The 24,738-nt window shown below is 68.8% G+C and carries 27 protein-coding genes and 1 tRNA gene; 8 read left to right on the top strand and 20 right to left on the bottom strand.

Annotated elements, in window-relative coordinates:
• Position 1: 1 nt before the first annotated feature.
• The 15 genes from BM167_RS02755 to BM167_RS02685 all read right to left on the bottom strand — a co-directional run bounded on the left by BM167_RS02755 (position 2) and on the right by BM167_RS02685 (position 15,654).
• Complete coding sequence (locus BM167_RS02755; RefSeq protein ID WP_092888381.1) at positions 2–1,789, bottom strand: aldehyde ferredoxin oxidoreductase family protein; 1,788 nt, start codon at positions 1,787–1,789, stop codon at positions 2–4.
• Positions 1,790–1,832: 43 nt separating this feature from the next.
• Positions 1,833–3,503: a cobyric acid synthase gene (locus BM167_RS02750; RefSeq protein ID WP_092888378.1), complete on the bottom strand. Its 1,671-nt coding sequence runs from the start codon at positions 3,501–3,503 to the stop codon at positions 1,833–1,835.
• Between the two features lie 31 nt (positions 3,504–3,534).
• A complete protein-coding gene (locus tag BM167_RS02745) occupies positions 3,535–4,827 on the bottom strand; it encodes an amylo-alpha-1,6-glucosidase (RefSeq protein WP_092888375.1) in 1,293 nt (430 codons plus the stop codon).
• 23 nt (positions 4,828–4,850) lie between these two features.
• Positions 4,851–5,603: an adenosylcobinamide amidohydrolase gene (locus BM167_RS02740; RefSeq protein ID WP_092888372.1), complete on the bottom strand. Its 753-nt coding sequence runs from the start codon at positions 5,601–5,603 to the stop codon at positions 4,851–4,853.
• 3 nt (positions 5,604–5,606) lie between these two features.
• Positions 5,607–6,617 (bottom strand): threonine-phosphate decarboxylase, encoded by a 1,011-nt coding sequence (locus BM167_RS02735; RefSeq protein ID WP_092888369.1) that lies wholly within the window; start codon positions 6,615–6,617, stop codon positions 5,607–5,609.
• A complete protein-coding gene (locus BM167_RS02730; protein ID WP_092888366.1) occupies positions 6,607–7,599 on the bottom strand; it encodes a nicotinate-nucleotide--dimethylbenzimidazole phosphoribosyltransferase in 993 nt (330 codons plus the stop codon). Before BM167_RS02730 ends, BM167_RS02735 begins: the two co-directional genes overlap by 11 nt.
• Entirely contained in the window at positions 7,590–8,183 is a 594-nt protein-coding gene (locus tag BM167_RS02725) for an NTP transferase domain-containing protein (protein ID WP_092888364.1), read from the bottom strand. Before BM167_RS02725 ends, BM167_RS02730 begins: the two co-directional genes overlap by 10 nt.
• A complete protein-coding gene (gene cobS, locus BM167_RS02720) occupies positions 8,183–8,944 on the bottom strand; it encodes an adenosylcobinamide-GDP ribazoletransferase (RefSeq protein ID WP_092888361.1) in 762 nt (253 codons plus the stop codon). Before cobS ends, BM167_RS02725 begins: the two co-directional genes overlap by 1 nt.
• Positions 8,935–9,882, bottom strand: coding sequence for a CobD/CbiB family cobalamin biosynthesis protein (locus tag BM167_RS02715; protein ID WP_092888358.1), 948 nt, complete (start codon positions 9,880–9,882; stop codon positions 8,935–8,937). The genes cobS and BM167_RS02715 overlap by 10 nt, the downstream gene beginning before the upstream one ends.
• Positions 9,873–10,508, bottom strand: coding sequence for an HAD family hydrolase (locus BM167_RS02710; protein WP_092888355.1), 636 nt, complete (start codon positions 10,506–10,508; stop codon positions 9,873–9,875). Before BM167_RS02710 ends, BM167_RS02715 begins: the two co-directional genes overlap by 10 nt.
• Before the next feature lie 52 nt (positions 10,509–10,560).
• Entirely contained in the window at positions 10,561–11,505 is a 945-nt protein-coding gene (locus BM167_RS02705; protein WP_092888352.1) for a DNA-3-methyladenine glycosylase family protein, read from the bottom strand.
• Between the two features lie 102 nt (positions 11,506–11,607).
• Entirely contained in the window at positions 11,608–12,807 is a 1,200-nt protein-coding gene (locus BM167_RS02700) for a M24 family metallopeptidase (RefSeq protein WP_092888349.1), read from the bottom strand.
• Between the two features lie 101 nt (positions 12,808–12,908).
• Positions 12,909–13,331 carry a DUF5789 family protein gene (locus BM167_RS02695; protein ID WP_092888346.1) on the bottom strand — a complete coding sequence of 141 codons (423 nt, stop codon included), beginning with the start codon at positions 13,329–13,331 and terminating at the stop codon, positions 12,909–12,911.
• A gap of 94 nt (positions 13,332–13,425) precedes the next feature.
• The gene (locus BM167_RS02690) at positions 13,426–14,511 is read right to left on the bottom strand and encodes a Gfo/Idh/MocA family protein (protein ID WP_092888343.1); all 1,086 of its coding nucleotides are present in this window, start codon (positions 14,509–14,511) and stop codon (positions 13,426–13,428) included.
• Positions 14,512–14,664: 153 nt separating this feature from the next.
• Positions 14,665–15,654, bottom strand: a complete 990-nt coding sequence (locus tag BM167_RS02685; RefSeq protein ID WP_092888340.1) for an aldo/keto reductase — start codon at positions 15,652–15,654, stop codon at positions 14,665–14,667.
• A 147-nt stretch (positions 15,655–15,801) separates the two neighbouring features.
• Here BM167_RS02685 and BM167_RS02680 point away from each other — a divergent pair, with 147 nt between their 5' ends.
• From BM167_RS02680 to BM167_RS02670, 3 genes are all read left to right on the top strand, one after another.
• Positions 15,802–16,284 carry a peroxiredoxin family protein gene (locus BM167_RS02680; RefSeq protein ID WP_092888337.1) on the top strand — a complete coding sequence of 161 codons (483 nt, stop codon included), beginning with the start codon at positions 15,802–15,804 and terminating at the stop codon, positions 16,282–16,284.
• 45 nt (positions 16,285–16,329) lie between these two features.
• The gene (locus BM167_RS02675; RefSeq protein ID WP_092888334.1) at positions 16,330–16,986 is read left to right on the top strand and encodes a helix-turn-helix domain-containing protein; all 657 of its coding nucleotides are present in this window, start codon (positions 16,330–16,332) and stop codon (positions 16,984–16,986) included.
• Positions 16,987–17,134: 148 nt separating this feature from the next.
• Entirely contained in the window at positions 17,135–17,479 is a 345-nt protein-coding gene (locus tag BM167_RS02670; protein WP_092888331.1) for a hypothetical protein, read from the top strand.
• A 31-nt stretch (positions 17,480–17,510) separates the two neighbouring features.
• Here BM167_RS02670 and BM167_RS02665 read toward each other — a convergent pair.
• Positions 17,511–17,584, bottom strand: a tRNA-Tyr gene (locus BM167_RS02665).
• A 104-nt stretch (positions 17,585–17,688) separates the two neighbouring features.
• Between BM167_RS02665 and BM167_RS02660 the strand changes: the two genes are divergently transcribed.
• The 3 genes from BM167_RS02660 (at position 17,689) to ftsZ (ending at position 19,843) form a co-directional block, all read left to right on the top strand.
• Positions 17,689–18,246: a double zinc ribbon domain-containing protein gene (locus tag BM167_RS02660; protein WP_092888328.1), complete on the top strand. Its 558-nt coding sequence runs from the start codon at positions 17,689–17,691 to the stop codon at positions 18,244–18,246.
• A gap of 210 nt (positions 18,247–18,456) precedes the next feature.
• The gene (locus tag BM167_RS02655; RefSeq protein WP_092891048.1) at positions 18,457–18,636 is read left to right on the top strand and encodes a ribbon-helix-helix domain-containing protein; all 180 of its coding nucleotides are present in this window, start codon (positions 18,457–18,459) and stop codon (positions 18,634–18,636) included.
• Between the two features lie 4 nt (positions 18,637–18,640).
• The gene (ftsZ, locus tag BM167_RS02650) at positions 18,641–19,843 is read left to right on the top strand and encodes a cell division protein FtsZ (protein ID WP_092888325.1); all 1,203 of its coding nucleotides are present in this window, start codon (positions 18,641–18,643) and stop codon (positions 19,841–19,843) included.
• Positions 19,844–19,978: 135 nt separating this feature from the next.
• Here the strand turns inward: ftsZ and ncsA are convergent, their stop codons facing one another.
• On the bottom strand, positions 19,979–20,944 hold the full coding sequence (gene ncsA / locus BM167_RS02645; RefSeq protein ID WP_092888322.1) for a tRNA 2-thiolation protein NcsA: 966 nt from the start codon (positions 20,942–20,944) through the stop codon (positions 19,979–19,981).
• A 260-nt stretch (positions 20,945–21,204) separates the two neighbouring features.
• Here ncsA and BM167_RS02640 point away from each other — a divergent pair, with 260 nt between their 5' ends.
• Positions 21,205–21,849: a DUF7095 family protein gene (locus BM167_RS02640; protein ID WP_092888319.1), complete on the top strand. Its 645-nt coding sequence runs from the start codon at positions 21,205–21,207 to the stop codon at positions 21,847–21,849.
• 32 nt (positions 21,850–21,881) lie between these two features.
• Here BM167_RS02640 and BM167_RS02635 read toward each other — a convergent pair whose 3' ends face one another.
• Positions 21,882–22,112 (bottom strand): DUF8143 family protein, encoded by a 231-nt coding sequence (locus tag BM167_RS02635; protein WP_092888316.1) that lies wholly within the window; start codon positions 22,110–22,112, stop codon positions 21,882–21,884.
• An 85-nt stretch (positions 22,113–22,197) separates the two neighbouring features.
• Between BM167_RS02635 and BM167_RS02630 the strand changes: the two genes are divergently transcribed.
• A complete protein-coding gene (locus BM167_RS02630) occupies positions 22,198–22,413 on the top strand; it encodes a zinc ribbon domain-containing protein (protein ID WP_092888313.1) in 216 nt (71 codons plus the stop codon).
• Here the strand turns inward: BM167_RS02630 and BM167_RS02625 are convergent, their stop codons facing one another.
• Together BM167_RS02625 and BM167_RS02620 are read right to left on the bottom strand one after the other, a co-directional pair.
• Positions 22,414–23,223, bottom strand: a complete 810-nt coding sequence (locus BM167_RS02625) for a class I SAM-dependent methyltransferase (RefSeq protein ID WP_245781292.1) — start codon at positions 23,221–23,223, stop codon at positions 22,414–22,416. It lies immediately after the preceding gene.
• Positions 23,224–23,281: 58 nt separating this feature from the next.
• Positions 23,282–24,655: an endonuclease/exonuclease/phosphatase family protein gene (locus tag BM167_RS02620; RefSeq protein ID WP_092888310.1), complete on the bottom strand. Its 1,374-nt coding sequence runs from the start codon at positions 24,653–24,655 to the stop codon at positions 23,282–23,284.
• Positions 24,656–24,738: the final 83 nt, after the last annotated feature.

The raw sequence follows: 24,738 nt of genomic DNA, 5'->3' as shown, positions 1-24,738 counted from the left end.
CCTACTCGCCGACGGGCGTCTCCGCGTCCACGTCAGAGAGCAAGTCGAGGCGTTCGAGCGTCGAACGCGTCGGTCGCCCGCGTTCGTCCCACCCGCGGCGGTCGTAGTACGCAGACAGCAACGAGTCGAACGCGTCGGCGTCGAGTCCCTCGCGGTGGCCGCGTTCCTGTGACCGGCGAATCGCCGCCGGCAACGAGTCGTCCTCTCGGTCGAACCCCTCTCGGACGTTGAACAGGCGCGTCAGGTTCCAGACGCGTTCGCCGAGAGTCTCCGCGTTCTGGTCGTAGCCGCGCGCTTCGAGCATCGACGCCGTCCGGTCTGCGAGAGCCTCGCCGACGAAGTCGTCCGCGACGAGACACCACGAGGCGGCGCGGGCGTTCTGCTCCGCGACGACGCTCGCGGCGCGTTCGGCCTCGGTCCACTCTTCGGTGGCGAACACCTCCTCGACGACCGGTCGGGCGCGGCGGTGACACGCGCCCCTATCGCTCGTCGCGTAAGCGAGAGCCTGCGCCGGTGAGCCTCGGGGGTCGTACGTCGGAAGCGAGAGCCCCTTGATTATCGGAATCAGGTCCGCGCCGCCGAACCGGGAGACGGCGGCGGCGACGCCGTCCGCGAGCGTATCCCCGAGTTCCGTGTCGCGGCGGACGACGTGTTCGAGGAGTTCTCGCGCGGTGTCCGGGTCCACGAACGAGACGCGGTGCGCCTCCTCGACGCCGCCGAACGTCGGCGCGTGCGTCTCTCCGGCCGAGACGTCGGAGAGCAGTCCCTCCTCGGCGGCGCGGGCGGCCCACGCGACGGCGTTGCCCGCCGAAATCACGTCGAGTCCGAGTCTGTCGCAGAGGCCGCCGAGTTCCGCCACGGCGTCGAAGTCGTCGATTCCGAGGGCCGCGCCGAGAGAGATGGGCGTCGCCCCGCGCGGCACCGACCCGTCGTCGCCGCGAACCCGGAAGTCGCCCGGGACGTCGTCGTCCGACCGTTCGCGCGCGGTTGCCGCCGCGCGCACCGCCTCGATGCCGATGTCCTCCGCGCCCGCGAAGGTGCCGTCTCGCCACCCGCGCGTCGGAAGCACGTCGGCGGCGTCCGCGAACTCGACGGTTCCGACCGTCCCGTGGGCGTCCAACCACCGCCCGGCGTCGCTCGATTCGAAAGCGTCCGCGAGTCCCGCGCCGCCCTCGCCACGCGTCGGCGGGTCGTCGCGTGCGACGACGGCTTTCAGTCGCTTCGACCCGAAGACGGCCCCGACGCCGCCGCGCCCGAACTGGTGGTCGCCGCCGTCCACCGCGACGGTCGCGAACCGGACCCGGTTCTCGCCCGCGGGGCCGATACAGGCGACGCCGCCGTCGAACGCCGCGTCCGTCGATACCGCGTCCTCGCCCCACGACGCCGTCCGTTCGATTCGGGCGTCGCCGTCGGAGACGACGAGCGCAGACGGGGCCGAAGCGACGCCCTCGACGACGAGGAGCGTGTTCGGTCGAAGCGACCCGACGAGGCGAGAGGCGAACGACCCGCCGACGTAGGAGTCCAGAAACGCGCCCGAGAGCGGCGACTTCGTGACCGCGGCGACGCGCGTCTCGCCCGGGAGATGCCCCGACAGCGGTCCGATTGCGAAGACGACCACGTTCGCGTCGGAGAGGGGGTCGGTTCCGGGTTCGAGCGTCTCGTAGAGGTAGCGCGCGGCGAGACCCTTGCCGCCGACGAACCGGTCGCCCCAGTCTTCGGGGAGTCGTTCGCGGCGCGTCTCGCCCGTCGAGAGGTTCGCACAGAGGGCCGAAAGCGGCGTCTCCTCCATCGTCGGGTTCGAGGCGCGCGAGCGGTATGAGACGTTCGGCGGGTCACGCCTCGAAATCGGGAGCGAACGCCGCGTCGGCACCGAAAAGCGCGTCGAGCGGAATCTCCGAGACGAGGGTCGCCGCGCGGTCGTACGGGTCGGCGGGCCGCGAGTCGCCGGACTCGCTGTCGGTTCCGAGCGCCGGGCGTTCGCGCCCCGCGGAGTCGAAGACGCGGCGGACGAACGCCGCCCGCGCCGCGTCGTTCTCGAACAGGCCGTGGAGGTACGTTCCGACCACGTCGCCGCGGCGCGCGCCGAGAGACGCGTCGCTCTCGCCCGTTTCGGGGTCCGTAAACGGCGTCTCCACCGCCTCCGTCGCCCGCGTCTCGCCCGCGTGAATCTCGTACCCCGAGACCGGTCCGGTCGCGCCAGAGAGCGGTCCGGACCCCTCCAGCGACCACTCGACGGCCGCGACGCGCTTCTCCCGAGAGAACGTCGTCTCCACGGGAAGCAGGCCGATTCCGTGGATGTCGCTTCGGTCGCCGGTCCCCTCGGCGTCGGCCGCGAGGAGTCTCTCGCCGAGCAGTTGGTAGCCGCCGCAGAGGCCGACTACCGGCCCGTCGAACGCCCGGAGTCGGTCGTGAAAGCCGCTCTCTCGGCACGCGAGGAGGTCGTCTGCGGTGTTTTTCGTCCCCGGGAGGACGACGGCGTCGGCCGCAGAGAGGTCAGAATCGAGCGGAATAAAGGCGACGCGGACGCCCGGTTCCGCCGCGAGAGGTTCGAGGTCAGTCGCGTTCGAGATGCGCGGCAGGCGCGGGACGGCGACGGTGACGCCCTCGTCGTCCGCGCCGTCGGGCGACGACGCCTCCCGCCTCCGCTCTCCGCCGAGCGTCGCGCGTTCGTCCTCGGCGGGGAGAGAGACGCTGTCCTCCTCGGGGAGTCCGGGGTCGTCGTACGGCAGGACGGCCACAATCGGGACGCCCGTTCGCTCCTCGAAGGCGTCGAGTCCGGGGGCCAGAATCGACCGGTCGCCGCGGAACTTCGTCACCGCCGCGCCGACGACGCGTTCGCGCACGTCGTCGGGCATCAGTTCGAGCGTTCCGAGAAGCGACGCGAACACGCCGCCGCGTTCGATGTCGGCGACGAGAAGCACGTCCGCGTCGGCGAAGCGCGCCGTCTCGACGTTCGCCAAGTCCCTGTCGTGGAGGTTTATCTCCGCTATCGACCCCGCGCCCTCGGCGACGACGACGTCGTGGCGGTCCGCGAGGCGTCCGTGGGCCGCCGCCGCCGCCGTCCGCGCGCGGTCCCAGTGCGTCTCGTAGTAGTCGCCCGCAGAGAGGTGCGCGACTGCGTCGCCGTCGACGACGAGTTGTGACTCGCCGTCGCCGCGGGGTTTCAACAGGACGGGGTTGTGGTCCGTCGTCGGGTGGACGCGCGCCGCCCGCGCTTGGGCGAACTGCGAGACGCCGACTTCGCCGAAGACCGAGGCGTCTCCGGCCGCGTCTTCGGAGTCGGGTCCTCGGACGGCGTCGGCCCGCGGGACGGCGCGGGCGTTGTTGCTCATGTTCTGGGCTTTGAACGGCGCGACGGAGACGCCGCGGTCGGCGAGGCGGCGGCAGAGGCCCGCGGCGACGGTGCTCTTGCCGACGTGGCTCGCGGTGCCAGCGACGAGGAGTGTTCGGCCGTGACGGGACGCATCGCCGGTCCGCGCGTCCGAGATGTCGCCGTCGGTCATACGCGTACGCTCGTCGCCGGGGACAAGAACCTCACCGGTCCGGGACGGAGAGGGGGTCGTCGGCCGTCCAGTCGAGATAGAGGGCGGCGCTCCACGAGAAGCGGTCGCTCCCCCGGCCCGCGCCCGTCTCGGGGTTGAAGTACTCGCGGAAGCCCTCCGATTCGATGAGCGAGACGCTGTCCTCGCGGACGCGCGCCGCCGCCTCGTCGAACCCGACGCGGCGCAGGCCGCGTTCGAGGAGCCAGTTCGTGTTCTGCCACACCGGGCCGCGCCAGTAGCGGTCGTAGTCCACGTCGGGGCCGACGTACGACGGAACGACGCGGTCGTACGCGAGGAACGCAGAGAGCGTCTCGCGGAGTCGTTCGCGCTGGTAGTCGTCGGGGACGCCCGCGAGCATCGGGAGGAGTCCGGCGACGGAGGGGACGGAGAGCGGTTCGTCGGACACGAGGTCGTGGGAGACGTACAGGCCGAGTTCGTCGTCCCACCGTCGTTCCCGGAGGGCGCGTCGCGTCGCGTCCGCCTGCGCGTCCCACTCTTCGGCTTGCTCCTCGTCGCCCGCGTCGGCGAACATCTCGGAGAGCGACTCGCAGGCCCGGACGTACAGCGCGTTCGTCAACACGTCCTCGACGACGAACGGCGACTCTTCGCGGAGGCGCTTTTCGTCCCAATCGACCGCGCGGCCCTGTCGGACGAGGGCGACGTATCGGTCGTAATCCCAGTCTGTCGGGCGTTGGGCGGCGAAGTCCTCGTCTTTGCGGTCCTCGCGGACGTACTCAACGTCGCCGGGGTCGAATCGTTCGAGGGGGCCGCGCCACGCGGGCGAGTCGTCCATCCCCGTCGCCCACGGGTGGCGCACCCAGACGAGTTCGCCGTCGTCCGAGCGTTCGGTGCGCCACCACTCGCAGTAGTCTCTGAGAGCGGGGAGGACGGCGTCGCGGAACGACTCGTCGCCGGTCCGTTCGTACACGTGCCGCGCGGCGGGGACGACCATCGGCGGTTGCGTGATTCCGCTCGTCCGGACGGTTCCGCCGGTTCGGTCCGCGGCGATACCCCACTCTTCGGGGCCGGGAAAGTAGCCCTCGGCGTCCGACCAGAACGCTATCTGGGGCACCATCCCGTTTCGCCACTGGGCGTCGAGGAGCGTCCGAATCTCTCGTTTCGCCGCCGCGGGGTCCGCGCGGACCAGACCGACGGCGACGAACGCGCTGTCCCAGTTCCACTGGAACGGGTACAGCGTCGCCGACGGGATGGTGTAGCCGTCTCGGCGGTTCGATTCGAGAACAGAGACCGCCCGGGTTCGCGTCTCGTCGGTGTCGCCGCGCATGCGTCTCCCTGACGCGGGCGCGGTCAAGAACGGTTCGGTCGCTCCGTCCCCGGCGGCCGAGACACCGACGCCCGGTCGTCGGTGACGACGCCGTAAGCCGCCTCGGTGACCGAGTCGGGGACCGCCCCGTCGGCGTACCGAGAGTCGAGGGCCGCGAGCAGAGCGTCGCGAACGCAGGCGCGGGCCGCACCGCCCACGTCGGTCGCACTCCCGGAGTAGGCGGCGGCGTCGCCCGTCGGGTCGCAGGCGGCGACGACCGCGTCCGTCGTCGTCCCCGGAAATCCCGTCCGCGAGAGGAGCGTCGCCGCCTTCGCCTCCGCCGCGACGGCGACGAGGTTCGCGAGTGCGCCCGGGTCGAGAGCGCGCGTCGTCCCGACGAAGAGGTTGACGGTACCGGCGGGCGTCGCGTCGGCGTCGTCCTCCCTCCCGTCCGACTCGGGTCCTCCCTCATCCGCATCGACGGGCAACGCGGCGGGGTTGTTGACGCCCGCCGTGGCGAGGGCTTCGACGGGGCCGAGTCGGGCGACGCGGGCGTGCCGCATCGAGACGCCGGTGAGCAACGCCGGGCCGTCGGCTTCGAACCCGACGTCTGCCAGTCGGCGCGCGACGTAGCCGTCCACGTCTCTGTCGGCCCACCCCTCGGGGACGCTGACGTTGTACGCGGCGGGGCCGACGGACTCGCCGCCGCCGTGACCCGTCGAGAGCCACCGCGTCTCGGGTCTGTGGAGGCGGCAGACGCCGTCGCGGACGAGGCAGTCGAAGACGCTGTCTGACACGCCTCAGGCGTCGAGGAGGGCGTCGATGAGTCTGTCGTTCTCCTCCGGGAGGCGGACGGCGACGCGGACGTGCGAGTCGAGTCCCGGGAACGTCCGCGCGTCCCGGAGCGACAGTCCGCGCTCGCGGGCGTGCGCCAACACGGCGTCTACGTCTCTGTCGCCCACGTCGAGGAGGAGGAAGGGAGCGTCGGACGGGGAGACGCCGTAGTCGTCGTCGAGTGCGTCTCGCATCCGCGCGCGCTCTTTCGCGACCCTGTCGCGCGTCTCCGCGACGAACGACGACTGCCGCATGCAGAACTCGCCCACGTCGGCGGCGGGCGCGGAGAGCCCCCACGTCGGACGCGCGCGTTCGAGTCTGTCGAGGATGCCGCCCGTCGCGACTGCAAAGCCCGCCCGGAGGCCGGGCATGCCGAACATCTTCGTCAGCGAACGGGCGACGACGACGCCGTCCTCGCCCGCGAGACTGGGAAACTCCGTGAAGTCGAGAAACGCCTCGTCTGCGACGAGGACGGTTCCCGCCTCGCGACACCGCCGGAGGAACGCGCGGAGGTCGGTCGGCGGATACGCCTCGCCCGTCGGGTTGTTCGGGTTGCAGACGACGACGGCGGCGTGTTCCGTGGGGTCCACCGAGAGCAGTTCGTCGTGGGCGACGGGGACGGGGACGCCGCCTTGGAGCCTCACTTCGCGGTCGTACTCGCCGAAACTCGGTTCGGGGAGGACGACCGTCTCACCGCTATCGACCGTGACGCCGAACGCGAGGCGGAGGGCGGCGAGTCCGCCCGCCGTCGGGACGACCTGTTTGGGGTCACAGTCGACGTACTCCGCGGCGGCGATGCGGTATTCGGCGTAGTCGTCGGCGGGGTACCGAGAGGTGACGCCGAACGCCGCCTCGTACGCCATCGCCGACCCGGGAGGACGGCGCGGGTTCGTGTTCGCGCTGAAGTCCACGAGTCGGTCGTCTTCGCAACCGCCGTGCGGGACGCGCGACGTCGAGGAGACGGCATCAGGGTCCATCGTCTACGTCGAGACGGGCCAGAATATCAAGCGTTGCGTCGGCTACGCGTTCGCGGACGCGTTCTCGCGACGCGAGATGGAGCGCACCCCCCATCGCGGCACCCTCCTTTGCGACGCCGTCCGCGTACGCCGAAAGCGGTCCGGCGTCCGGGGCGTCGAACCCCGGGTCGGTGACGGCGAGTTCGAGGTCGAACGACGCCGCCGCCGCGTCGAGTTGCGGCACGTCGTCGCGCAGGTACGACGTCGTCGCGAGCGTCATCGGGTCGGGGACGCCCGCGTGGCGGACGAGTGCGGCGACGGCGAGCATCTGCGTCCCGCCGCCGAGGACCACGTCGGTCCCCGACTGGAGTGCGCCCGCGACGAGTCCGGCGGCCACCGCGAGGACGGGGTCGCCGACGAACCGGACGGCGAGTTCGGGGGTGTGAGCCGCCTGCCCCGGTTCGACGCCCGAGGAGTCGAACGCCTCGGCGACGACTCGCTCTTTCAGTTCGACGGGATTCTCCGGGAGCGACGACGAGACGCTCCACTCCTCGCCGAGAGCGCGGAGGACGGCCATCGCCGTCGTCGTCCCGCCGGGCACCGTCTCGCCGACGACCACCTCCTCGTCGGGAAGCGCGCGGCCGAGTTCCCGCGCGGCGGCGAACGCTCCCGGCGCGGTCTGGACGGGGTCCGGTTCGCCGATGTCGCGGCCGGGTTTCGCGCCGACGCCGACGGTCGGTGCCGCCGTCGGGCGGGCCAGACCGCCGTCTACGACGAGCGTCTCGAAGTCGAGCAGTTCGTACACCGCGCGGGTGACCGCCGCGGGCGTCGGACAACCGGACGGACTGACCGGCGTGACCGGCGCGCGAATCGGCCGCCCGTAGGTCAGAATCTCCGCGTCGGCGCTCGGCGTGTGGAGGAGGAGGTCACGCGTCGCGCCGGCGGCGCTGATTCCGTCTCGCTCCGCCGTGCGGGTGGCGCCCGCCACGAGTATCAGTCGCACAGGTCCTCCGCGAGTTCGGCGTCGTCCGGTCGGTTCACGTTGACCGCGAGGCGGGCGTCGTACGTAACCCGCACGGTGTCTGCCGCCGACTCCGAGACGACGTTCAACCCCGTCGGCGCGAGTTCCCGCCCGTCGCGGTCGAACGTCGTATCCACCGACGCGCCGAGTCGGCGCTTCAGGGCCGCCGGAACGCAGACCGTCACCGAGGCGAACCCGTCGTCTTCGCCGTCCTCGTCGCCTCCTCTACCGCCGACCCGCTTCGACGCCGCTATCGCGTCGTCGACGTGGCGCGCGGTGACGAGAGGGACGTCGGCGGCGACGGTGACGACCGGACGGCCCACCGAGTCGAGCGCGTATCGCAGGTCTTCGACGTAGCCGTTCCCGGGCGTCTCGACCGTCGCGAGACCGATATCTCGAGCGCGAGACGCCGTCTCGGGCGCGTTGGGCGAGACGACGGCTCGGACGGTTTCGACCCTGCTCTCGCGCAGTGCCGACGCGACGCGGTCGAGCATCGGCGTCCCGCAGACTTCGACGAGGGGTTTCTCCGTCTCGCCGCCGAGGCGGGTGCCGCGGCCGCCGCACATCAAAAGAGCGTCCACGCTATCACCCCCGCGTGGAGTCCGACGGCGCGCCCGAGTTCGTTCGCCGCGCCGAACGCGTCGCCGCTGACGCCGCCGAGATGCTCTTCGGCCCATCGGCCGACGAGGTGTGCGACGCCGACGGGCGCGAGTGCCGCGGCGACGACGCCCGCCCCGCCCACCACCGCGGCGACGAGAACGAGGGGGACGAGCGTAATCGCGACCGAACCGAAGTCCGAAGCGTCGGCGTCGCCCGCGAGTGCGGAACCCATCCCCTCGTGGGCCGGGCGGCCCGTACAGACGAGGTACGCCATCCCGGCCTTCGCGCCGACTTCGGCGGCGAGAGCGACGGCGAAGACGGCCGGCGGATGCCACCCGCGCGAAACCGTGAGAGAGAACGCGCCGAGGGCGAGAACGAGGAGGACGACGCCGAGCGAAAGCGCGCCGCCGACGCCGGTAGACGAATCTTTCAGCACGTCCCGCCGTCGCGCCGCGTCGCCGTGGACGGCCGCGGCGTCGCCGAGGTCAGCGAGGCCGTCGGCGTGTGTGACGCCGGTGAGGAGGTAGAGAGCGGCGAGATAGAGCGCGACCGCCGTCGGTGCCGGAAACGGGACCGAGAGCGCGAGTGCCGCGAGAGCGCCCGCGACGTAGCCGACGAGGGGGAAGGCGGCGGGCGTCCGGCGGAACGCCTCCCACGACTCCTCGTCGGTCCGAACCGGCAGGCGAGTGAGGAACGCCAGACCGCCGCGAACGGCGGTCACGAGCACGCGACCACCACCGCGAGGGCGACGGCGAGGAGTCCGGCGCGGCGCGCCAACGCGACGGCGCGAGAGGCGTCGGCGGCCGAGGGGAGCGACGGCGTCCCCATCCCCGCCGTGGTCGGGTCGAGGTCGTACGCCGCCGGGTCTAACTCGTACGCGCCGGGCTTGACCAGTCGCGCCGGAAGCGTCACCGCCATCGTCGCCATCGGCCATCCGGAGTTCGGCGAGGCGGGTCGGCGCGCGAGCCACCGAACCCGGTCGGAGGCGACGACAGTCGGCGTCCCGGCGGCGACGGCCAAAAGCAGCGCCGAGAGGCGCGCCGGGACCCACATCACGGCGTCGTCGAGGCGCGCGGGTGCCCACCCGACGGGCTTCGAACGGTAGCCGAGCATCGAGTCGAGCGTGTTGACGCCCTTCACCCACGCGGCCGCCCCCGCGGCCAACGCGAGCGACGACGGCGCACAGACCGCGAAGGCCGCGAGGGGCGCGACGAGGCCGTCCGCGAGGTTCTCCGCGACGCTCTCGACGGCCGCAGAGCGGAGGTGGGCGGCGTCCAGTTCGGAGGCGTCGCGCCCGGCCAGAGAGCGAAGCGACAGGCGGGCGGATTCGACGTCCGCGTCCGCCTCGGCGACCACCTCGCGGGCCGAATCGAGGAGCATCCGGAGACTCGTCGTCGAGAAGAGCACGAGTCCGGCGAGGGCGACGCCGACCCACGGGTCGAGCACCGAACCGGCGGCGACGACGGCCGCGGCCGCGGCCGCGAAGGCGAGAGGGAGGAAGACGGCGGCGGCGACGCCGACGCGTCGGGGGTTCACCCACTCGCGGTCCACCGCGCCGACGAGGCGGCCGAACCGAGCGACCGGGTGGACGCGGTCGGGCGGTTCGGCGACGGCGGCGTCGAGGGCGGCGGCGATGACGACTGCGGCCCCGGCGGTCAGGGGCACGGGTCGCCCCCCTCGCGGAGGCGGGCCGCGAGCGATTCGAGCGAGACGTCCGAAACATCGACGAACCGCCCGCCGACGGCTTCAACGCCGCCGTCCGTTTCGGAGTCGTCGCCCACGTGGACCACCGATTCGGGGGCGACGCCGAGGCGGTTCGCGAGCGTCCGGAACGACTCGGGGTGCGGTTTTCGCCACCCGCAGGCGACGCTCGTCACCGTCGCGTCGAACGCGTCGCGGTCGAACGCGGCGCGGATGGTCGTCCGCGCGACGAGTTCGGGAACAGAACAGTTCGAGAGGAGGCCGACCGGTCCGCGTTCTCGCGCCGCGGCGACGGCGTCGGCCGCACCGGGACGCGTCTCCACCTCGGGGTCGAACGCGGCGACGACGGCCCGGCGGGCGGCGTTGGCGGGGACGTCCACGCCGCGAGAGCGGAGGGCGGCGGCGACGTGCGCCGGGAGGGGTACCTCCGCGCCCGAGGGCGCATCGACGTGGACTTCGGCGTAGGCGTCCGCCCAGTCGTCGGGTACCGCGACGCCGCGTTCGCGGAGTTCCGCCGCGACTGCCGCCGCGGGGTCGGCGGTGCGGTCCACGGAGACGAGAGTGCCGAAGAGGTCGAACGAGACTGCCACTACAGGTGGATTGGCGAAACCGAACTTGAATTTGCCGGAGGTCGGGGGCTGGTCAGTCGCTCTCGTCGTCGGTTCGGAGCGACGCCCACGCGCGGAGATATCGCGCCCAGTACCCGCGATAGTCGCCGTAGTGCTCGCTCAGTCGTTCGACGTCGTCGTCCGACGCCGACTCCAGACCGTAGGCGTCCGCGACGGCCGCCCGGAGGCGACGCTCTCCGAGAGGGAGAAGCGACGCCCGGCCGAACCCGCGCAGTCCGACGGCGGCGGCCGACCGCCGGTCGAACCCGCGAATCCCACGGAGGCGGGCGACGAGGGTCGGCGTCGGGAGGGAATCGAGGTCCTCCTCGGCGAACGCCTCCGCGGCGTCGAGGACGGTTCGCGCCGTCCGGTCGGAGAGCGTCGCGCGAACCGCGTCGGGGGCCGCCGCGACGCGTTCCGGCGTCGGAAACAGGCGGAGGTCGGCGTGGTCCACGGAGACGACTCGGCCGACGGCGTCGGCCAGAGAGCGTTTCCGCCGGACGGCGACGGGCGTCGGCGTCCGCCGGGAGAGGGCGGTCCAACAGGCGGCCTCGAACGGCGTCGTAAACCGGAGCGGATGATAGCCGCACACGTCGGCGACGACGCGCGCGAACGCGGGGTCAGAGCCCGCGGCGTCGTACAACGGAGAGAGGTCGGTAGAAAGCGAGAGCACGGCGTCGAGATGCGTCGCGACGGCGGACCCCTCGCCCGGTTCGTCCACCCACTGGACGCGGGCGTGAACGAGTCCCGAGTCGTCGGTGTCGGCCGCCTGCGTCCGTCGGCCCGCCGAACCGTATCCGTCGACGCTGAGGTGGGCGACGAACGGTTCCGGCGCGAACCCGCCGGTGACGACGGCGTCACGGAGGCACACGATGCTGTCGGTAGACGGGACGAACCGCTCTGCGAACTCGGCGGACCGCCCGAACTCGAACGGTTCCGCGACGGGGAGAGCGAGACTCGTCCGCTTCGCGACTGCCATGGCGGACCCAGCGTTCGACGCCTCTTGAACCCCCGCCGAGAGCGCGGTGAAAGTGGCGGGTTCGGCGGAAGTAGAAGGGAGTCGGGCGGGTCGGCGGTCGGACTACCGAATCACGTTCGATTCGAGGTCACGGGGGTAGTACGTCAGCGTCTCGGTCCCGCTTTCGGTGACTGCGACGGTGTCGGAGTGGCGGTAGCCCGCCTCCTCGGTGTAGATGCCGGGTTCGATGGTGTAGACGTGGCCCGGCGCCATCCGGGCGTCCGACTCGACCGTATCGGTGTACGCTTCGGCGACGTGGTCGGTCCAGCCCCCGTCGATGTACGGCGGTTCGTGACCGTCGAGTCCGATGTTGTGCCCGACGTGGTGTTGCGCCAAGTCGGCGACGCCCTGTTCTTCGAAGTACTCCGAGACGGCGTCGTCGACGTATCCTATCTCGACGCCGGGTCCGAGAGCGTCGATGGCGATGGTTTGCGCCTCCAGCATCACCTCGAAGTAATGGACGTCCTCGGGCGAGGGGTCGCCGACGAACATCGTTCGTTCGAGTTCGGAGTAGTAGCCGTCGACGTTCGCCGTCGCGCCCGTGAGTATCACGTCGCCCTCCGAGAGGCGTTCGTTCGGCGTGTGACCGTGCGGAAGCGCCGTCTCGCGGCCGCTTATGTACCCCGCGGTGACCGGGCCGTCGCCGCGGACGCGGACGGCGTACCGGTCGCCGAGAGCGTCGAGCATCGCGCGCGACGCCTCCATCGAGGCGCGTTGCGAGACGGTGGCGGGGTGCGCACCGACGTCGGTGCACTCCGCGAGGTGGCGGTGCCCGAGGTTGGCCCACTTCGCGGACTCGCGGATGCAGTCTATCTCGGCGTCCGATTTCTCCCACCGCATCCGACCGACCCAGTGTTGCGTCTCTACGTCGAGAAAGTCGGACAGCGACGGCCCCTGAAAGCCCATGACGCCCGGCGCGCCGTCCGCGTCGGCGGCGACGCGTCCCGCGCCGAGTTCGCGGAGCATCTCCGCCGCCGTCTCGGTGGGGTTCCCGCCGGGGTAGTCGAAGTAGCGGTGCACCGCGTCTATCGTCGGCGTCTCCGACACCCGGTCGACTTCGAGGCGGGGGACGGTGATCTCGACGCGGTCTTCGGTCACCGCGAGGACGACCGGTCGTTCCGTCTGGACGTGGTGAAAGCCGGTCAGATACTCGATGCTCGTCGCGTCGAACCACACGCCCGCGTCGGCGTCCGTGTCCGCGAGTCGGCCCCGGACCAACGCGAGACGCGTCTCGAACTCGGAGTCGGGAAGGCGAGTCGCCATAGTCGCACCTGGGCGCGGGGCGATAAATAGCTACGAAACGCGGAAACGTTCGGGCGGCGCAAGCGGGGGACGGTGCGAGAGACGGGTCGCGCCGAGTCGCCTCAGATACCGTCCGCTCCGTCGTCGTCGGCGTCCGTGCGGTCGCTTTCGACGTCCGCTATCTCTTCGAGGTTTCGCTGGTCGTTGGCTTCTGCTGCATCGACGCCGCCTTCGCGGGTGCGGTCGGACATCGCCTCACCCGTCAGTTCGTTGTAGACGGCCTCGCGCGCCTCTTCGGCCGTGTCGTACTCGTCGTCGAGGCGGTCGAACACGCTTCCGAGCGACTCCGTCTCGTTGGGCAGGTCGCTCCGTTGGTCCGAGTAGGCCCGCGACAGTTCTTCGCTGGTCGCGGGGTATTTGTGGTCGTTCAGGGAGGTGTCCGTCTCTTTGAGGATGTTCTCGACGTGTTCGGTGCGTTCGTGTCTGCGTTCGTTCGCGTCTCGGATGTCTCGTTCCGCCAAGTCGTCCGGGTCGTCGGGTGCCATATTCTGAGAGAGGCACGCGACGCCAAAGACCGCTGTGGCCCGGTCGAGAACAGGTCGAAAGAAGCGGTCGAAGCGCAGACGCCGGCCGCGACGCTCAGTCGTCCGACGCGTCGGTCGATGCCGACGCCGTCTCCGACGTCGCCTCGGCGACGGATTCGACGTCGACGTCCACCCACTCGCCGTCCGCGCGCGCGGACTCGTACGCCGCCTCGGTGACCGCGGTGACGCGCAGGCCGTCGTGGGCCGTCGCGGGCGGGTCCGTCCCCTCGCGGAGGGCGCGCAGGAAGTCCGAGGCGCGGTTGTGCTGTTTCTCGAAGTCGACGTAGGGGAGATGTTCGGTGCTGTCGGGGTCTATGGTCTTCAGGTTTCGAGGCTCCCACTCGCGGCCTTCGAGATAGACCGCTCCCTCGTCGTCCCAGACGTGGATGTGTTCGCGCGTCGCGGGGGCGTCGCCGTTGACCGAGACGGTGGCCGTTGCCCCCTCTTCGAACTCGATGCGGAGACTTCCGACGCCGTCGACGCGGCGTTCGTCGTCGATGAACTGCATGTCCGCGGAGACGGCAGTCGGCGTCAGTCCGGTCGTCCACAGGACGGCGTCGAGCAGGTGGCTCCCGGTGTCGTAGAGGTAGCCGCCGCCGCTCAGGTCGGGATTCTGTCGCCACGTGTCCTCGAAGCGGTCGACCCAGTTTTGCGTCACCTCCGCCGTGAGCCAGTTCGGCGAACGGTCGGTCCCCTCCCAGCGCTCTCTGGCCGTCCGGAACGAGGGGTTGAGGTGGCGCTGGTAGCCGACCATCAGCATCTCCTCGCTCTCTCGGGACCGTTCGTACAACTCCCGGGCCGTCTCCAGGTCCGTCGTCATCGGCTTGTCGCAGTAGACGTGGAGTCCGGCGTCGAACGCGGCGGACACCTGCTCGTAGTGGAGGGTGTGCGGCGTCCCGATGAGAACCGCGTCCAGGTCCGTCTCCTCCTCGTACATCGTCCGGTAGTCCTCGTACTGCGAAGACCCCGGGACGTGGAACGTCTCTCCGCCCTGCGTTCGTGCGGACTCGTTTACGTCGCAGAGTGCGGTGACAGACACGTCCGGGTGCGCGTCGAACTCGCCTCCGACGGTGGTGCCGATGAATCCCAATCCGATGATACCCATCTGTAACGGCGTCGTGAAAGAACGGTCGTCGTCCATCTGTGATGTCGGTAGTCGGACCGGCTAAATAGATGTTTGGTGGCTGTCATTCGTCCGGTCGATAACGTCCGTGAAATCGACACGACAGCGAGCGAATCCAGCGAACCCAGCGAATCCGCTCCGAATCGCGGGGGTTCCGCGCGGTCGCCGCCGTCACCAGCGGTCGTGGACGTGTTCGCGGACGTGTTCGTCGTAGACGGACGCGACCCGTTGGAATTGGTCCGACGAGAGGGGCGGGAGCGACGCGGCGGCGACGTTGTCGGCGATGTGTTCGGGGTTCAGCGACCCGGGGATGACCGTCGAGACGGCGTCGAACGACAGAATCCACCGAAGCGTGAACTGCGCCAGCGTCGTCCCCTCGGGGACCACCGCGCCGAGTTCGTCGGCCGCCGTCAGGCCCGCCTCGAACGGGACGCCCGCGAACGTCTCGCCCACGTCGAAGGCGTCGCCCTCGCGGTTGTAGTTGCGGTGGTCGCTCTCCGGGAAGTCGGTGTCGCGCGAGAGTGCGCCCGTCAGGAGGCCCGAAGCGAGGGGGACGCGGACGACGACGCCGACGTTCCGTCGCTTCGCCTCGCGGAAGAACACGTTCGCTGGGCGCTGGCGGAACGGGTTGAAGATTATCTGCACCGTCTCGACGCCCGGATACTCGATGGCCTTCAACCCCTCTTCGACTCTCTCGACGCTGACGCCGAAGTGAGAGAGTTTCCCGTCGTCTCGCAGGTTCGCGAGGGCGTCGAACGTCTCGGGGCGGTAGTACGTCTCGGTCGGCGGGCAGTGCAGTTGAAGCAGGTCCAACGAATCGACGCCGAGGTTCTCGCGACTCCGGTCGACGAACCGTTCGAGGTTCTCCTCGGTGTAGCGGTCGGCCTCGTGCGGGTCGAGGCGGCGGCCCGCCTTCGTGGCGACGGTCACGTCGTCCCACGCGTCGTACTCGTCTACGACGTCGCCGACGAGTCGTTCGCTCCGTCCGTCGCCGTAGACGTCCGCCGTGTCGAGGAAGTCGATACCCTCGTCCAACGCCGCGCGGACGGCGTCTCGTCCCTCCTCGTCTGTCACGTCGCCCCAGTCGCCCCCGAGTTGCCACGTCCCGAGGCCTATCTCGGTCACGTCGTACCCCGTCGTTCCGAGTGGTCGATGGTTCACGTCGGAGAGATGTCACCCCGGTCCCGTAAGTGTAGGTCACCCGGCAGGGCGGACGGACGAACTCGCGGGGACCGACTTGCGGCGTTGTGCGCGCGACGCGCCGGACCGCCTGAGGGATATACGGGCGGCGACCGTCGCCGAAGACAGATGAGCCTCGAACAGACGCAAGCGCCCGACTTCACCCTAGAGAACACCGCCGGTGGCGAGACGACGCTCTCGGAGACGCTCGACTCCGGGCCGACGGTGGTCCTCGTCAACCGCGGCCACTGGTGTAGTTTCTGCGCGGAGCAACTCCAGACGTTCAGCGAGGTGTCGTACGACCTCTGGTTCAACGACGGCGTCGACGTCGTCCCCGTCGTGACCGACCCGATAGACGACGTGACGGAGATGCGAGACCGGTTCGACCTCGACATTCAACTGCTCGCGGACCCCGAGGGGTCCGTCGCAGACCGGTACAGCGGTACCGAAGAGACGAGTCACGGACTCACCGGCGTCGCCGCGACGTACGTCGTAGACGAGGACGGCACCGTCCGGTACGAACACGTCTCGGACCACCCCGCGGACAGAACCCACGGGAACTGGGTTCGATACTTCGTCCGCAACGGCTACGAAGACCCGTTCGAGGGCTGAGTCTCGACGCCCGATTTAAGCACCTGCCAGCACGTACGTCCGGCTATGACCTCCCTCGCGGAGTTTGTCCTCCCCGACACGGCGTTCCCGTTGGGTCGCATCTTCGAGACGCGTCCGGAGGCCCGGTTAGAACTGGACCGCGTCGTACCGAACGCAGACACCGTCATGCCGTTCTTTTGGGTCCACGACGCGGACGGCGAGATGCGGGAGGTTCTGTCTGTGTTCGACGGCCTCACCGAACTACGGTCCGTCACGCTGATGGAGGATTTGGGCGACAAGGGCCTGTTCCGCGCGGAGTGGAACCCCGAGTACATGGGCATCATGGGCGCAGTCGCCGCGGCAGACGTGACCGTCATCTCGGCGAGTGGGTCGAAGTCGGGGTGGACGTTCGAACTCCGCGCGGAGGCGGTCCGGTCTTTCTCGCAGTTCCAAGCGTACTGCGACGACCACGAGATACCGGTCACTCTGGCTCGCCTCAACCGACTCACCGAGACGACGACCGGTCGGGGGTACAACCTGACTGAAGGACAGTACGAGGCGTTGATACTCGCGTTCGAGAGGGGCTACTACGACGAACCCCGCGAGACCAACCTCGAAGAACTCGCGGAGGAACTCGGCATCTCCCGTCCCTCGTTTTCCGCGCGCCTCAAGCGCGGCTACCGCAATCTCCTGACGGCCACCATCGTCGACCAAGAGCCGTAAGCGAACACGGATACACGGTGTCCGTAGAGAGCGCCCTCCTCGAACCGAACGACCCTCCACGTTGTCGTTTCGAACACGTTTCTGAGACGAATACAATCACTCGCACGCGTGAGAATAACTGTAGTAGCTCGACTCCGTATCGACGAGCGTGTTAGTAAGTCTCTATCAGTACAAACACGAGGAGGTCCAGTTCGACGACAATCGGACCACCGGCGAGTCCCAGACGGCGGATTCCATCGATAGAGAGCCAAAAGAGTACTTCGGCGAAGAACTCGACGTAGACGCCGCCACGTGGGAGACTGTCGACTTCGAGGGGTCGCCGATACAGCGACGCGAAATCTCGCTCGACGACGTCACCGCGGTGACGATACCGGACGGGTTCGGCTCCGACGACGAGGAGCTTCCGGGGACGACGGTCCAGATTCGACGCGAAGGCGGCATCGAACAGGTAGAACACGCCGTACTGATCGAAGCCGAGGACCGAAACCCGTAGGCTCTCAGCCGGTAGCCTTCGCGAAAACGAGTCCGCTCTCCCCGAATTGAACGGGGGACATGCCGATCTACAGTCGGCTGCTCTACCAGGCTGAGCTAAGAGCGGTCACGTTCGTCTATCCGACTGTCGCTCTTAAGGATTATCAATTCCGCCCGTTCGAGGCGATTCGTCCGAACATTGAAATACTATCGGGAGAATAAACGTGACGAATGAGTAAGATAACGTTCCGCGCCGACGACGACCTCGTCGAGCGACTCGAGGCGGGAGAGACCTCGAAGAGCGAGGTGATGCGCGACGCACTGCGCACGTACCTCGACCGCGCGGAACGCGACACGTCCGACGCGTCCGATCCGATAGACGAGACGCTCACCGCCCGCGTCGACGAACTAGTCACGGAACGAGTCGACGAACTCCTCGCAGACCGCCTCGACCGACGGACCGCCGCTCCGCGAGACGTCAACGTCAACCTCACGGTAGAGGGCGTGACGACGACCGAAGACGGCGTGAACGGCGCGGAGACGACAGAATCGGTCGAAAAACGTAAGACAGAGACCGACGACGCCGAGACGGCCGCCGAAGACGGCGCAAACACCTGCGAGAAGTGCGGCGAGAGCGTGTCCGACGAACACGTCTACTGTCCCAACTGCGGCGAGAAGGCCAACCACCGCGTGTTCTGCGAATGCGGGGACGAACTCCGCTCCGATTGGGCGTTCTGCCCCGGGTGCGGCCGCCGGACATCCGCTGCTGACGTGCTCGAACGCTCGTAGCCTCCGTCAACCCTCCGTATACGCCGTTTCGACCCCTTTGTCTTACACCCGCCGTTACATTTATAAGTTACCGCTCTGTGGTAACTCTCGCGTAAGACGGTCGTCTTACACACCGCCCTCGTGGGGAGAACGGCTCTCGGTCCCGCGTTTTCGGGTGTGTAAGACGTTCGCACAGGAGTGCGCGCCGTCTTACCGGGGGAATGTAAGAATATGGAGCGTGTGACACTACGAATTCCGAAGCAGCAGATCGAGGAAGTTGAGCGCATGGTCGAAACCGGGGAGTTCCCGAACCGGAGTGAGGCCATCCGTTCAGCGGTTCGCGAGATGCTCAACGAACAGCAGTCCGAGAACCGCGAGCGCTCGGGCAAGCGAACCTGGGCCAAGGTGTAAGACGATGCAGGATATCGTCAGAGAGGCCATGGAACGCGACGAGGCAGAGAAACAGGCCGCCGACATGGCCGACGATGACGACGGATTCGGTGACCCCCGAATCGTCATCGTCGGCTGCGGCGGCGCTGGTAACAACACGATAAACCGACTCTACAACATCGGCGTAGACGGTGCCGAGACGGTGGCTATCAACACCGACAAACAGCACCTCAAGATGATAGAGGCCGACACGAAGATTCTGGTCGGCAAATCCCTCACGCAGGGCCTCGGCGCTGGCGGCGACCCCTCGATGGGCGAGCGCGCCACCGAGATGGCCCAAGGGACGATAAAAGAGGTTCTCGGCAACGCAGACCTCGTGTTCGTCACCGCCGGTATGGGCGGTGGCACCGGGACCGGTGCGGCACCCGTCGTCTCGAAGATAGCAAAAGAGCAGGGAGCCATCGTCGTGGGCATGGTCTCGACGCCGTTCAACGTCGAGCGTGCGCGCACGGTGAAAGCCGAGGAAGGACTGGAGAAACTCCGCAACGAAGCGGACTCCATCATCGTCCTCGACAACAACCGCCTGCTGGACTACGTGCCCAACCTCCCCATCGGGAAGGCGTTCTCCGTGATGGACCAGATCATCGCGGAGACGGTCAAAGGCATCTCCGAGACCATCACTCAACCCTCGCTCATCAACCTGGACTACGCGGACATGTCCACCATCATGAACCAGGGCGGCGTCGCGGTGATGCTCGTCGGCGAGACGCAGGACAAAAACAAGACCCAAGAGGTCGTCAACGACGCGATGAACCACCCGCTTCTCGACGTGGACTACCGAGGCGCATCCGGCGGCCTCGTCCACATCACGGGCGGTCCGGACCTCACCCTGAAAGAGGCCGAAGGAATCGCGAACAACATCACGGAACGCCTCGAAGCGTCCGCGAACGTCATCTGGGGCGCTCGCATCCAAGACGAGTACAAGGGCAAAGTCCGCGTCATGGCCATCATGACCGGCGTTCAGTCGGCCCAGGTTCTGGGTCCGACGACGCAGAAACAGGCCGACAAATCCCGACAGAGCATCGAATCGGCTTCGGAGTTCGACGCGAGCAACAACGTCGAAGCCCCGAACCCGTCGTCCGGCACGTCTCGCAACGGCGGGTCGTGGCAGTCCGACGGCGGACGCGACCAGTCCGACACCAACAACGGACTGGACGTCATCCGGTAATCGGCTTCAGAACACGGCCACCGTCTCCATCGGTCGTCCACCTCGCCACCGTTTTCGGTCCGTCGGCCCGCGCGACGGATTCGGTCGCGCGGGTCGATTTTGCGGCGTCGAATCGAACCCCGAGCAGTCGCTCTCTTACACCGCCCGAAGCGACTCCAAGAGGCGACACTTCCGGCAGACGTCGCGGGCCGTCTTCGACCCGCACCGGTCGCAGTCGTCGAGGTCCACCTCGCCGTCGCCGCGGTATCTGTCTGCGGCGAGTTCCGCTATCTCCTCGTAGCCGGACATGATCGAGTGGCGGGTGCCCGGATGGTTATCTTCGAGTTCGAGCATCAACTCCTGAATCTCGCCGCGGAACGCCTCGGAGGAGTGAGGGCACTCGGTGATGTGCGCGGGCAGGTCTTTCAGGTGCGCGTAGAGGGCGACTTCCTTCTCGGGGATGTCCCGAAGCGGTTTCGCGCGCGGGACGAAGTCGGCAGAGCGGTTTCGGTCCTCGAACCGGCCGAGACTGGCGTCGAAATGTCGCGCCATCTGTTCGACGTCGCCCTCGAGGACGTTCATCAGCGCGGTTTCGGCTTCGTCGTCGAGGTTGTGTCCGGTGAGAAGTTTGTCCGCGCCGTACTCGTCGGCGTAGCGTTCGAGCAAGTCCCGCCGGAAGACGCCACAGTACGCACAGGGAGCCATGTTCTCGGGGTCGTCTTCGACCACGTCGTCCATGCGGACGCCGAACTCCTCCTCGTAGGTGACGAGTTCGTGTCGCATCTCGATGTCCGCCGCGAGTTCGACGCAGGCGTCGACGCTCTCGTCGCGGTAGCCCTCGATGCCCTCGTGGATGGTCAGCGCCACCATCTCGATGCGGGGGTCGGGGCCGAACGTCTCGTCTAAGATGTGGGTGAGCACGACGCTGTCTTTCCCGCCCGAGAGGCCGATGACCCACGTGTCGGGGTCCTCGGGGGTGGCGTCTCTCGGGACGAGACTGTCCTTTCGGATACGGCCGCGGACGCGCTTATCGACCGAGGCGCAAAAGTGCGTCTCACACAGGTGTCCGCCAGAGTAGGCCGCGTGCATCACCGCGTCACGGTCGCACTTGTCGCACTCCATCACCAGTCGCTTACCCGTCGGGAAGGATACCGGTTTCGCCTCCGGTATCACAGAAGAGACGGCGAGAAAACGGGTGGGAAGGGGGGGGGTGAGCATCCGACGAGTGCGACTCGGACGGCCCACGAAGGGGGGGAAAGGGGAAGTGGCCGAAGCGAACGCCTCTCGGATGCTATCGGTATATCCCTGCACGGGTTTTAAAACTCCATCGGTCGATCGAAGGCGGCGAAACGTATTCACCGCCGAAGGGTCGACCAACGTGCATGGAGCGAACGCGCGCCCTCGACCGGGTGGCGGAGATACTCGACGCGGTGACGTCCGGCCCGACACCGGTTCCCGTCCGCGAACTGTGGGTGTACGGCGACGTGGCACTCGGACTCGACCCCGTCGAACGTCTCGACGTCTACGTGACGAAGGACCTGCTTTTCGGCGGCGACTCGGACCGCGAAGCGGAGTTTCGGAAGTCCCACGGCGTCAAAGGCGTCGGCAAGAGCGTCTCCGCCGAGTGGGCGGACGCGTATCCCGAACATCTCCGCGCGAACGCGAACGGACACGCCGCACCGGAGAAATGCCTCGCCGCGCATCTGTTGGACGACGACGAACCCGTCCATCTGGAAGTCTGTAACGCCTCCTTCGACGACAACGTCACACAGCGATTGAAGGGCGCAGTCGCCCGCGACGCGTACGAACAGATACTCGACCCGCGCGGCGTCTGCCTGTACGCCGACGGTCAGCGCTCCGACGCCGCCTTGGAGAAACTCCGCGGCGGCGAACTCGTCTTCCCGACGCTTTCGGAGTCGTTGGAGATGCTCGGACTCGACGAGGACGAGGCGGCCGAGGCGGCGGAGACGGTCCGAGACTACCGCGTCTCCCAGTCCGGCGCGACGGTTCGCGGCGACGTGGTCTAATCCGCGGACGAGGCGGTCGGCGACGCGGACGCTCACTCGTCGTCGCGGTCACCGGACTGCGTCCGGCGAGCCGACGAGCGCGGTTCGTCACGTCGGCGTCCGAGTCGCCGCGCCCGGCGTTGAGCCTCCTCGCGGGCGATAGACTCCGCCTCTCTTCGGTCCATCACCTCCGGGTCGGCCGTCTCGGACTCGATTGCGTGGTAGAGCGCGACCGTTCCGCCGAGAGAGAGGAGGACGAAGACGAGAAACAGGCCACCGTCCATGTGTGAACCTCTGTACCCCCGATAGGTAGTTCTTCTCCCGCGGGCCGGAGAAGATATTTACCGCTCTGTGGGAACGTTCCGGTGTATGAGCCCTCCAGAACGCGACGACGACAGAGGCTGTCCGAAATGCGGCGGCACCGAAACCGAGATGGACTCGATAGCGACGAGCGGCACCGGTTTCTCGAAGCTGTTCGACGTACAGAACCGGAGCTTCACGGTGGTTTCCTGCGCGGACTGCGGCTACTCGGAACTCTACCGCCGCGGGTCCAGCGGGAACCTCGCGGACCTGTTTTTGGGGTAGTCACTTCGCGTCGGGCACGCGCCCGACCGTGACGTCGAACGGGACGACTTCGGCGCGACGGTAGCGTTCCTCGCGCATCTGTTCGACGACAGCCCGCCCCATCTCCCGCCAGTCGCGGCGAAGCGCGTCGTACTCCGACGCAGAGAGGACGCGGCGGAGTTCGGCTTCGTGGGCGTCGATGCCCGCGCCGCTCGCTTTCCGTGCCGCACTCTCGAGTTGGTGTTCGTCGTACGGCGGTTCGACCGTCTTCTGGTGGTAGTAGCGCCGCGTCCGCACGTCGCGCAGGCCCGTCGCAGAGAACAGTTCCGTCACCCGGTCGCCGAGGGCCACGTTCGTGGCGACGCCCTCGATGTACGCCTCGCGGACGGAGCGTTCGAGTGGGACTTCGGCGGCCACCGTCGAATCGACGCCCACGTCGGCGTTGTCGGGTTCGACGGCGGCGACGAGGCCAGAAGAGACGCGGGCGAACTCGGATACCGCCGCCGCGGGGTCGGGGAGATTGACCAAAAGCGCCTGACAGACCGCGAGGTCGAACGAATCGTCCGCGAAGGGGAGTCGCGTCGCGTCGCCGGTGACCGTCTGCAACCCCGTCCGTTCGCGTGCGACGCGCGCGAGTTCGGCGTCCGCGTCGAGACAGACCACCTCCCCGGGCGTCTCCTCGTCGAGGACGCGGGCGAGTTCGCCCGTCCCGGCCCCGGCGTCTAAGACGCGGGTTCGGTCGGAAAGAGAGAGATCAGAGAGGGCGTCGCGGGAGTCGTCCCACATCCCCTCTCGCGTCCGTCGCAGATACGCTTTCGAGAACTTCCGCACGGGCGTCGGTAGCCGCGGCGGCGACAAAAGAGAGTCGGTCCGCCCCGCGGGAGGCGGTTCAGTCGTCGCGTCGCGCCCGTCGCGCGAGTGCCGCGCCGCCACAGAAAAGTCCCGCGAGACTCGCGACCGGTCCGAACCCAGGCGTCTCGGCGTCCGACGCGGTTCCGGGTCGCGACTCGTTCGAGGTCGCCTCCCGCGTTCGGTCGTCCGCCGTCTCACCGGTCGAGTCGGTCGTCGCCGTCCGGTTCGTCGGACCCGTCGTCGCGTTCCCGTCCGCCGCCGTCGTCCGCCTCTCGGCCGTCTCCGACTCCGCACTCTCTGTGGTCCGGGCGAGAGTCGCGACGACGCCCGCGTGGTCGGAGGACCACAGGGTCCGCCCGTCTCCGGCGTCGATGCGGTCCGACGGCGCCGCGCCGACGCGGACGGCCGACGTGGGCGTCAGACCGCCTCGGACCAAGACGAGGTCCACCCGTTCGTCGAGACGCGAGTCCTCGTTTTCGAGTGTCGATCGCTGACAGCAGGTGTAGCCCGGGTCGTCGGGGGTGGCGGCCTCCCACGCGTCGGTGAAGTCGGCCGCCAGCGTCTCGTACGCGCCGCCGTCGAACGCGGGGCCGTCGTTCGCGTCGCCGAGGACGACGAGGGGGCCGTCGAGAGACCCGAGCGCATCCGCCAGTTGGGTCGCCTGCGCGTTCCGGACGCGTTCGGACGCCGATTCGAGGTGCGTGTTCACCACCGAGACGCCGCGTCCGCGGACCGTCGCCCGAACCGTCCCGTACCCCCGCTTGACCCGGTAGACGTCGCCGTCGACGGGGATGTCGAGGGCGGTGTCGAAGGCCGTCTCCGATGTCGATTCGACTGTCGCGTCGGCCCCCTCGCGAACGAGGACGGCGTCGCGGTCGGTCAAGCGAACGTCGAGTCGGCCATCCTCGGTGGCCGCCGGGAACTCGGCGTCGGCGTTCGTCGTCACCTGCGCCACCTCGTAGGGTACTCCTTCGCCCGCGAGGGCCGCGGTCAGTTCCGCGAGGAAGTCGACGGCGACGTTCTCGGCGTTCGTCTTCCCCAGCGTCGTCGCCTCGGCGGACGCGTCCGTCCGCACGAGGGCCGCCTCCTGCACCCCGACGACGTCGGGTTCGTGCGCCGCGAGTTCGGCCGCGATAGCCGCCATCCGGCGTTCGACCGCGCTGTCTCGGACGTCGCGGTACAACCGCCCGGCCGTCTCGGCGAGTTCGTCCGGCGACCGGACGAAAAAGAGCGAAGCGAGGTTCGCTCCGAGTCCGAGGTTACGGGTGGCGACGGTCACCTCGGAGTCGTCGCCGCGGGCGCGCGTTCGACGGGACCCGAGGCCGGTCGCGGAGAGACCGGCGACGGTGAGTGCGCCGACGCGAAGGGCGGTTCGCCGAGAGAGGGTGGTCGAAGAGGGCCCGGAATGCATTCGAGACGGGGTTGTCCGTCATCGGTGAAATAGCTTCTCGGTCCGAGAGGAGAGAGGTCGGAGATTCGCACACCTCGTCGGTC

It is taken from the genome of Halopelagius inordinatus (genome assembly GCF_900113245.1).
Lineage (GTDB): Archaea > Halobacteriota > Halobacteria > Halobacteriales > Haloferacaceae > Halopelagius > Halopelagius inordinatus.
This window is presented reverse-complemented; position numbering and strand designations above follow the sequence as displayed.

Coding starts and splice junctions, on each gene's coding strand:
- BM167_RS02725 (WP_092888364.1), bottom strand. CDS start 8,183: ATGTGCGGCGGCCGCGGCACCCGCCTCGGCGGCGAGACGGAGAAACCC.
- BM167_RS02705 (WP_092888352.1), bottom strand. CDS start 11,505: ATGGCAGTCGCGAAGCGGACGAGTCTCGCTCTCCCCGTCGCGGAACCG.
- BM167_RS02680 (WP_092888337.1), top strand. CDS start 15,802: ATGAGCCTCGAACAGACGCAAGCGCCCGACTTCACCCTAGAGAACACC.
- BM167_RS02745 (WP_092888375.1), bottom strand. CDS start 4,827: ATGCGCGGCGACACCGACGAGACGCGAACCCGGGCGGTCTCTGTTCTC.
- ftsZ (WP_092888325.1), top strand. CDS start 18,641: ATGCAGGATATCGTCAGAGAGGCCATGGAACGCGACGAGGCAGAGAAA.
- BM167_RS02675 (WP_092888334.1), top strand. CDS start 16,330: ATGACCTCCCTCGCGGAGTTTGTCCTCCCCGACACGGCGTTCCCGTTG.
- BM167_RS02695 (WP_092888346.1), bottom strand. CDS start 13,331: ATGGCACCCGACGACCCGGACGACTTGGCGGAACGAGACATCCGAGAC.
- BM167_RS02750 (WP_092888378.1), bottom strand. CDS start 3,503: ATGACCGACGGCGACATCTCGGACGCGCGGACCGGCGATGCGTCCCGT.
- BM167_RS02700 (WP_092888349.1), bottom strand. CDS start 12,807: ATGGCGACTCGCCTTCCCGACTCCGAGTTCGAGACGCGTCTCGCGTTG.
- BM167_RS02735 (WP_092888369.1), bottom strand. CDS start 6,617: ATGGACCCTGATGCCGTCTCCTCGACGTCGCGCGTCCCGCACGGCGGT.
- ncsA (WP_092888322.1), bottom strand. CDS start 20,944: ATGGAGTGCGACAAGTGCGACCGTGACGCGGTGATGCACGCGGCCTAC.
- BM167_RS02755 (WP_092888381.1), bottom strand. CDS start 1,789: ATGGAGGAGACGCCGCTTTCGGCCCTCTGTGCGAACCTCTCGACGGGC.
- BM167_RS02660 (WP_092888328.1), top strand. CDS start 17,689: ATGAGTAAGATAACGTTCCGCGCCGACGACGACCTCGTCGAGCGACTC.
- BM167_RS02635 (WP_092888316.1), bottom strand. CDS start 22,112: ATGGACGGTGGCCTGTTTCTCGTCTTCGTCCTCCTCTCTCTCGGCGGA.
- BM167_RS02620 (WP_092888310.1), bottom strand. CDS start 24,655: ATGCATTCCGGGCCCTCTTCGACCACCCTCTCTCGGCGAACCGCCCTT.
- BM167_RS02655 (WP_092891048.1), top strand. CDS start 18,457: ATGGAGCGTGTGACACTACGAATTCCGAAGCAGCAGATCGAGGAAGTT.
- BM167_RS02630 (WP_092888313.1), top strand. CDS start 22,198: ATGAGCCCTCCAGAACGCGACGACGACAGAGGCTGTCCGAAATGCGGC.
- BM167_RS02640 (WP_092888319.1), top strand. CDS start 21,205: ATGGAGCGAACGCGCGCCCTCGACCGGGTGGCGGAGATACTCGACGCG.
- BM167_RS02690 (WP_092888343.1), bottom strand. CDS start 14,511: ATGGACGACGACCGTTCTTTCACGACGCCGTTACAGATGGGTATCATC.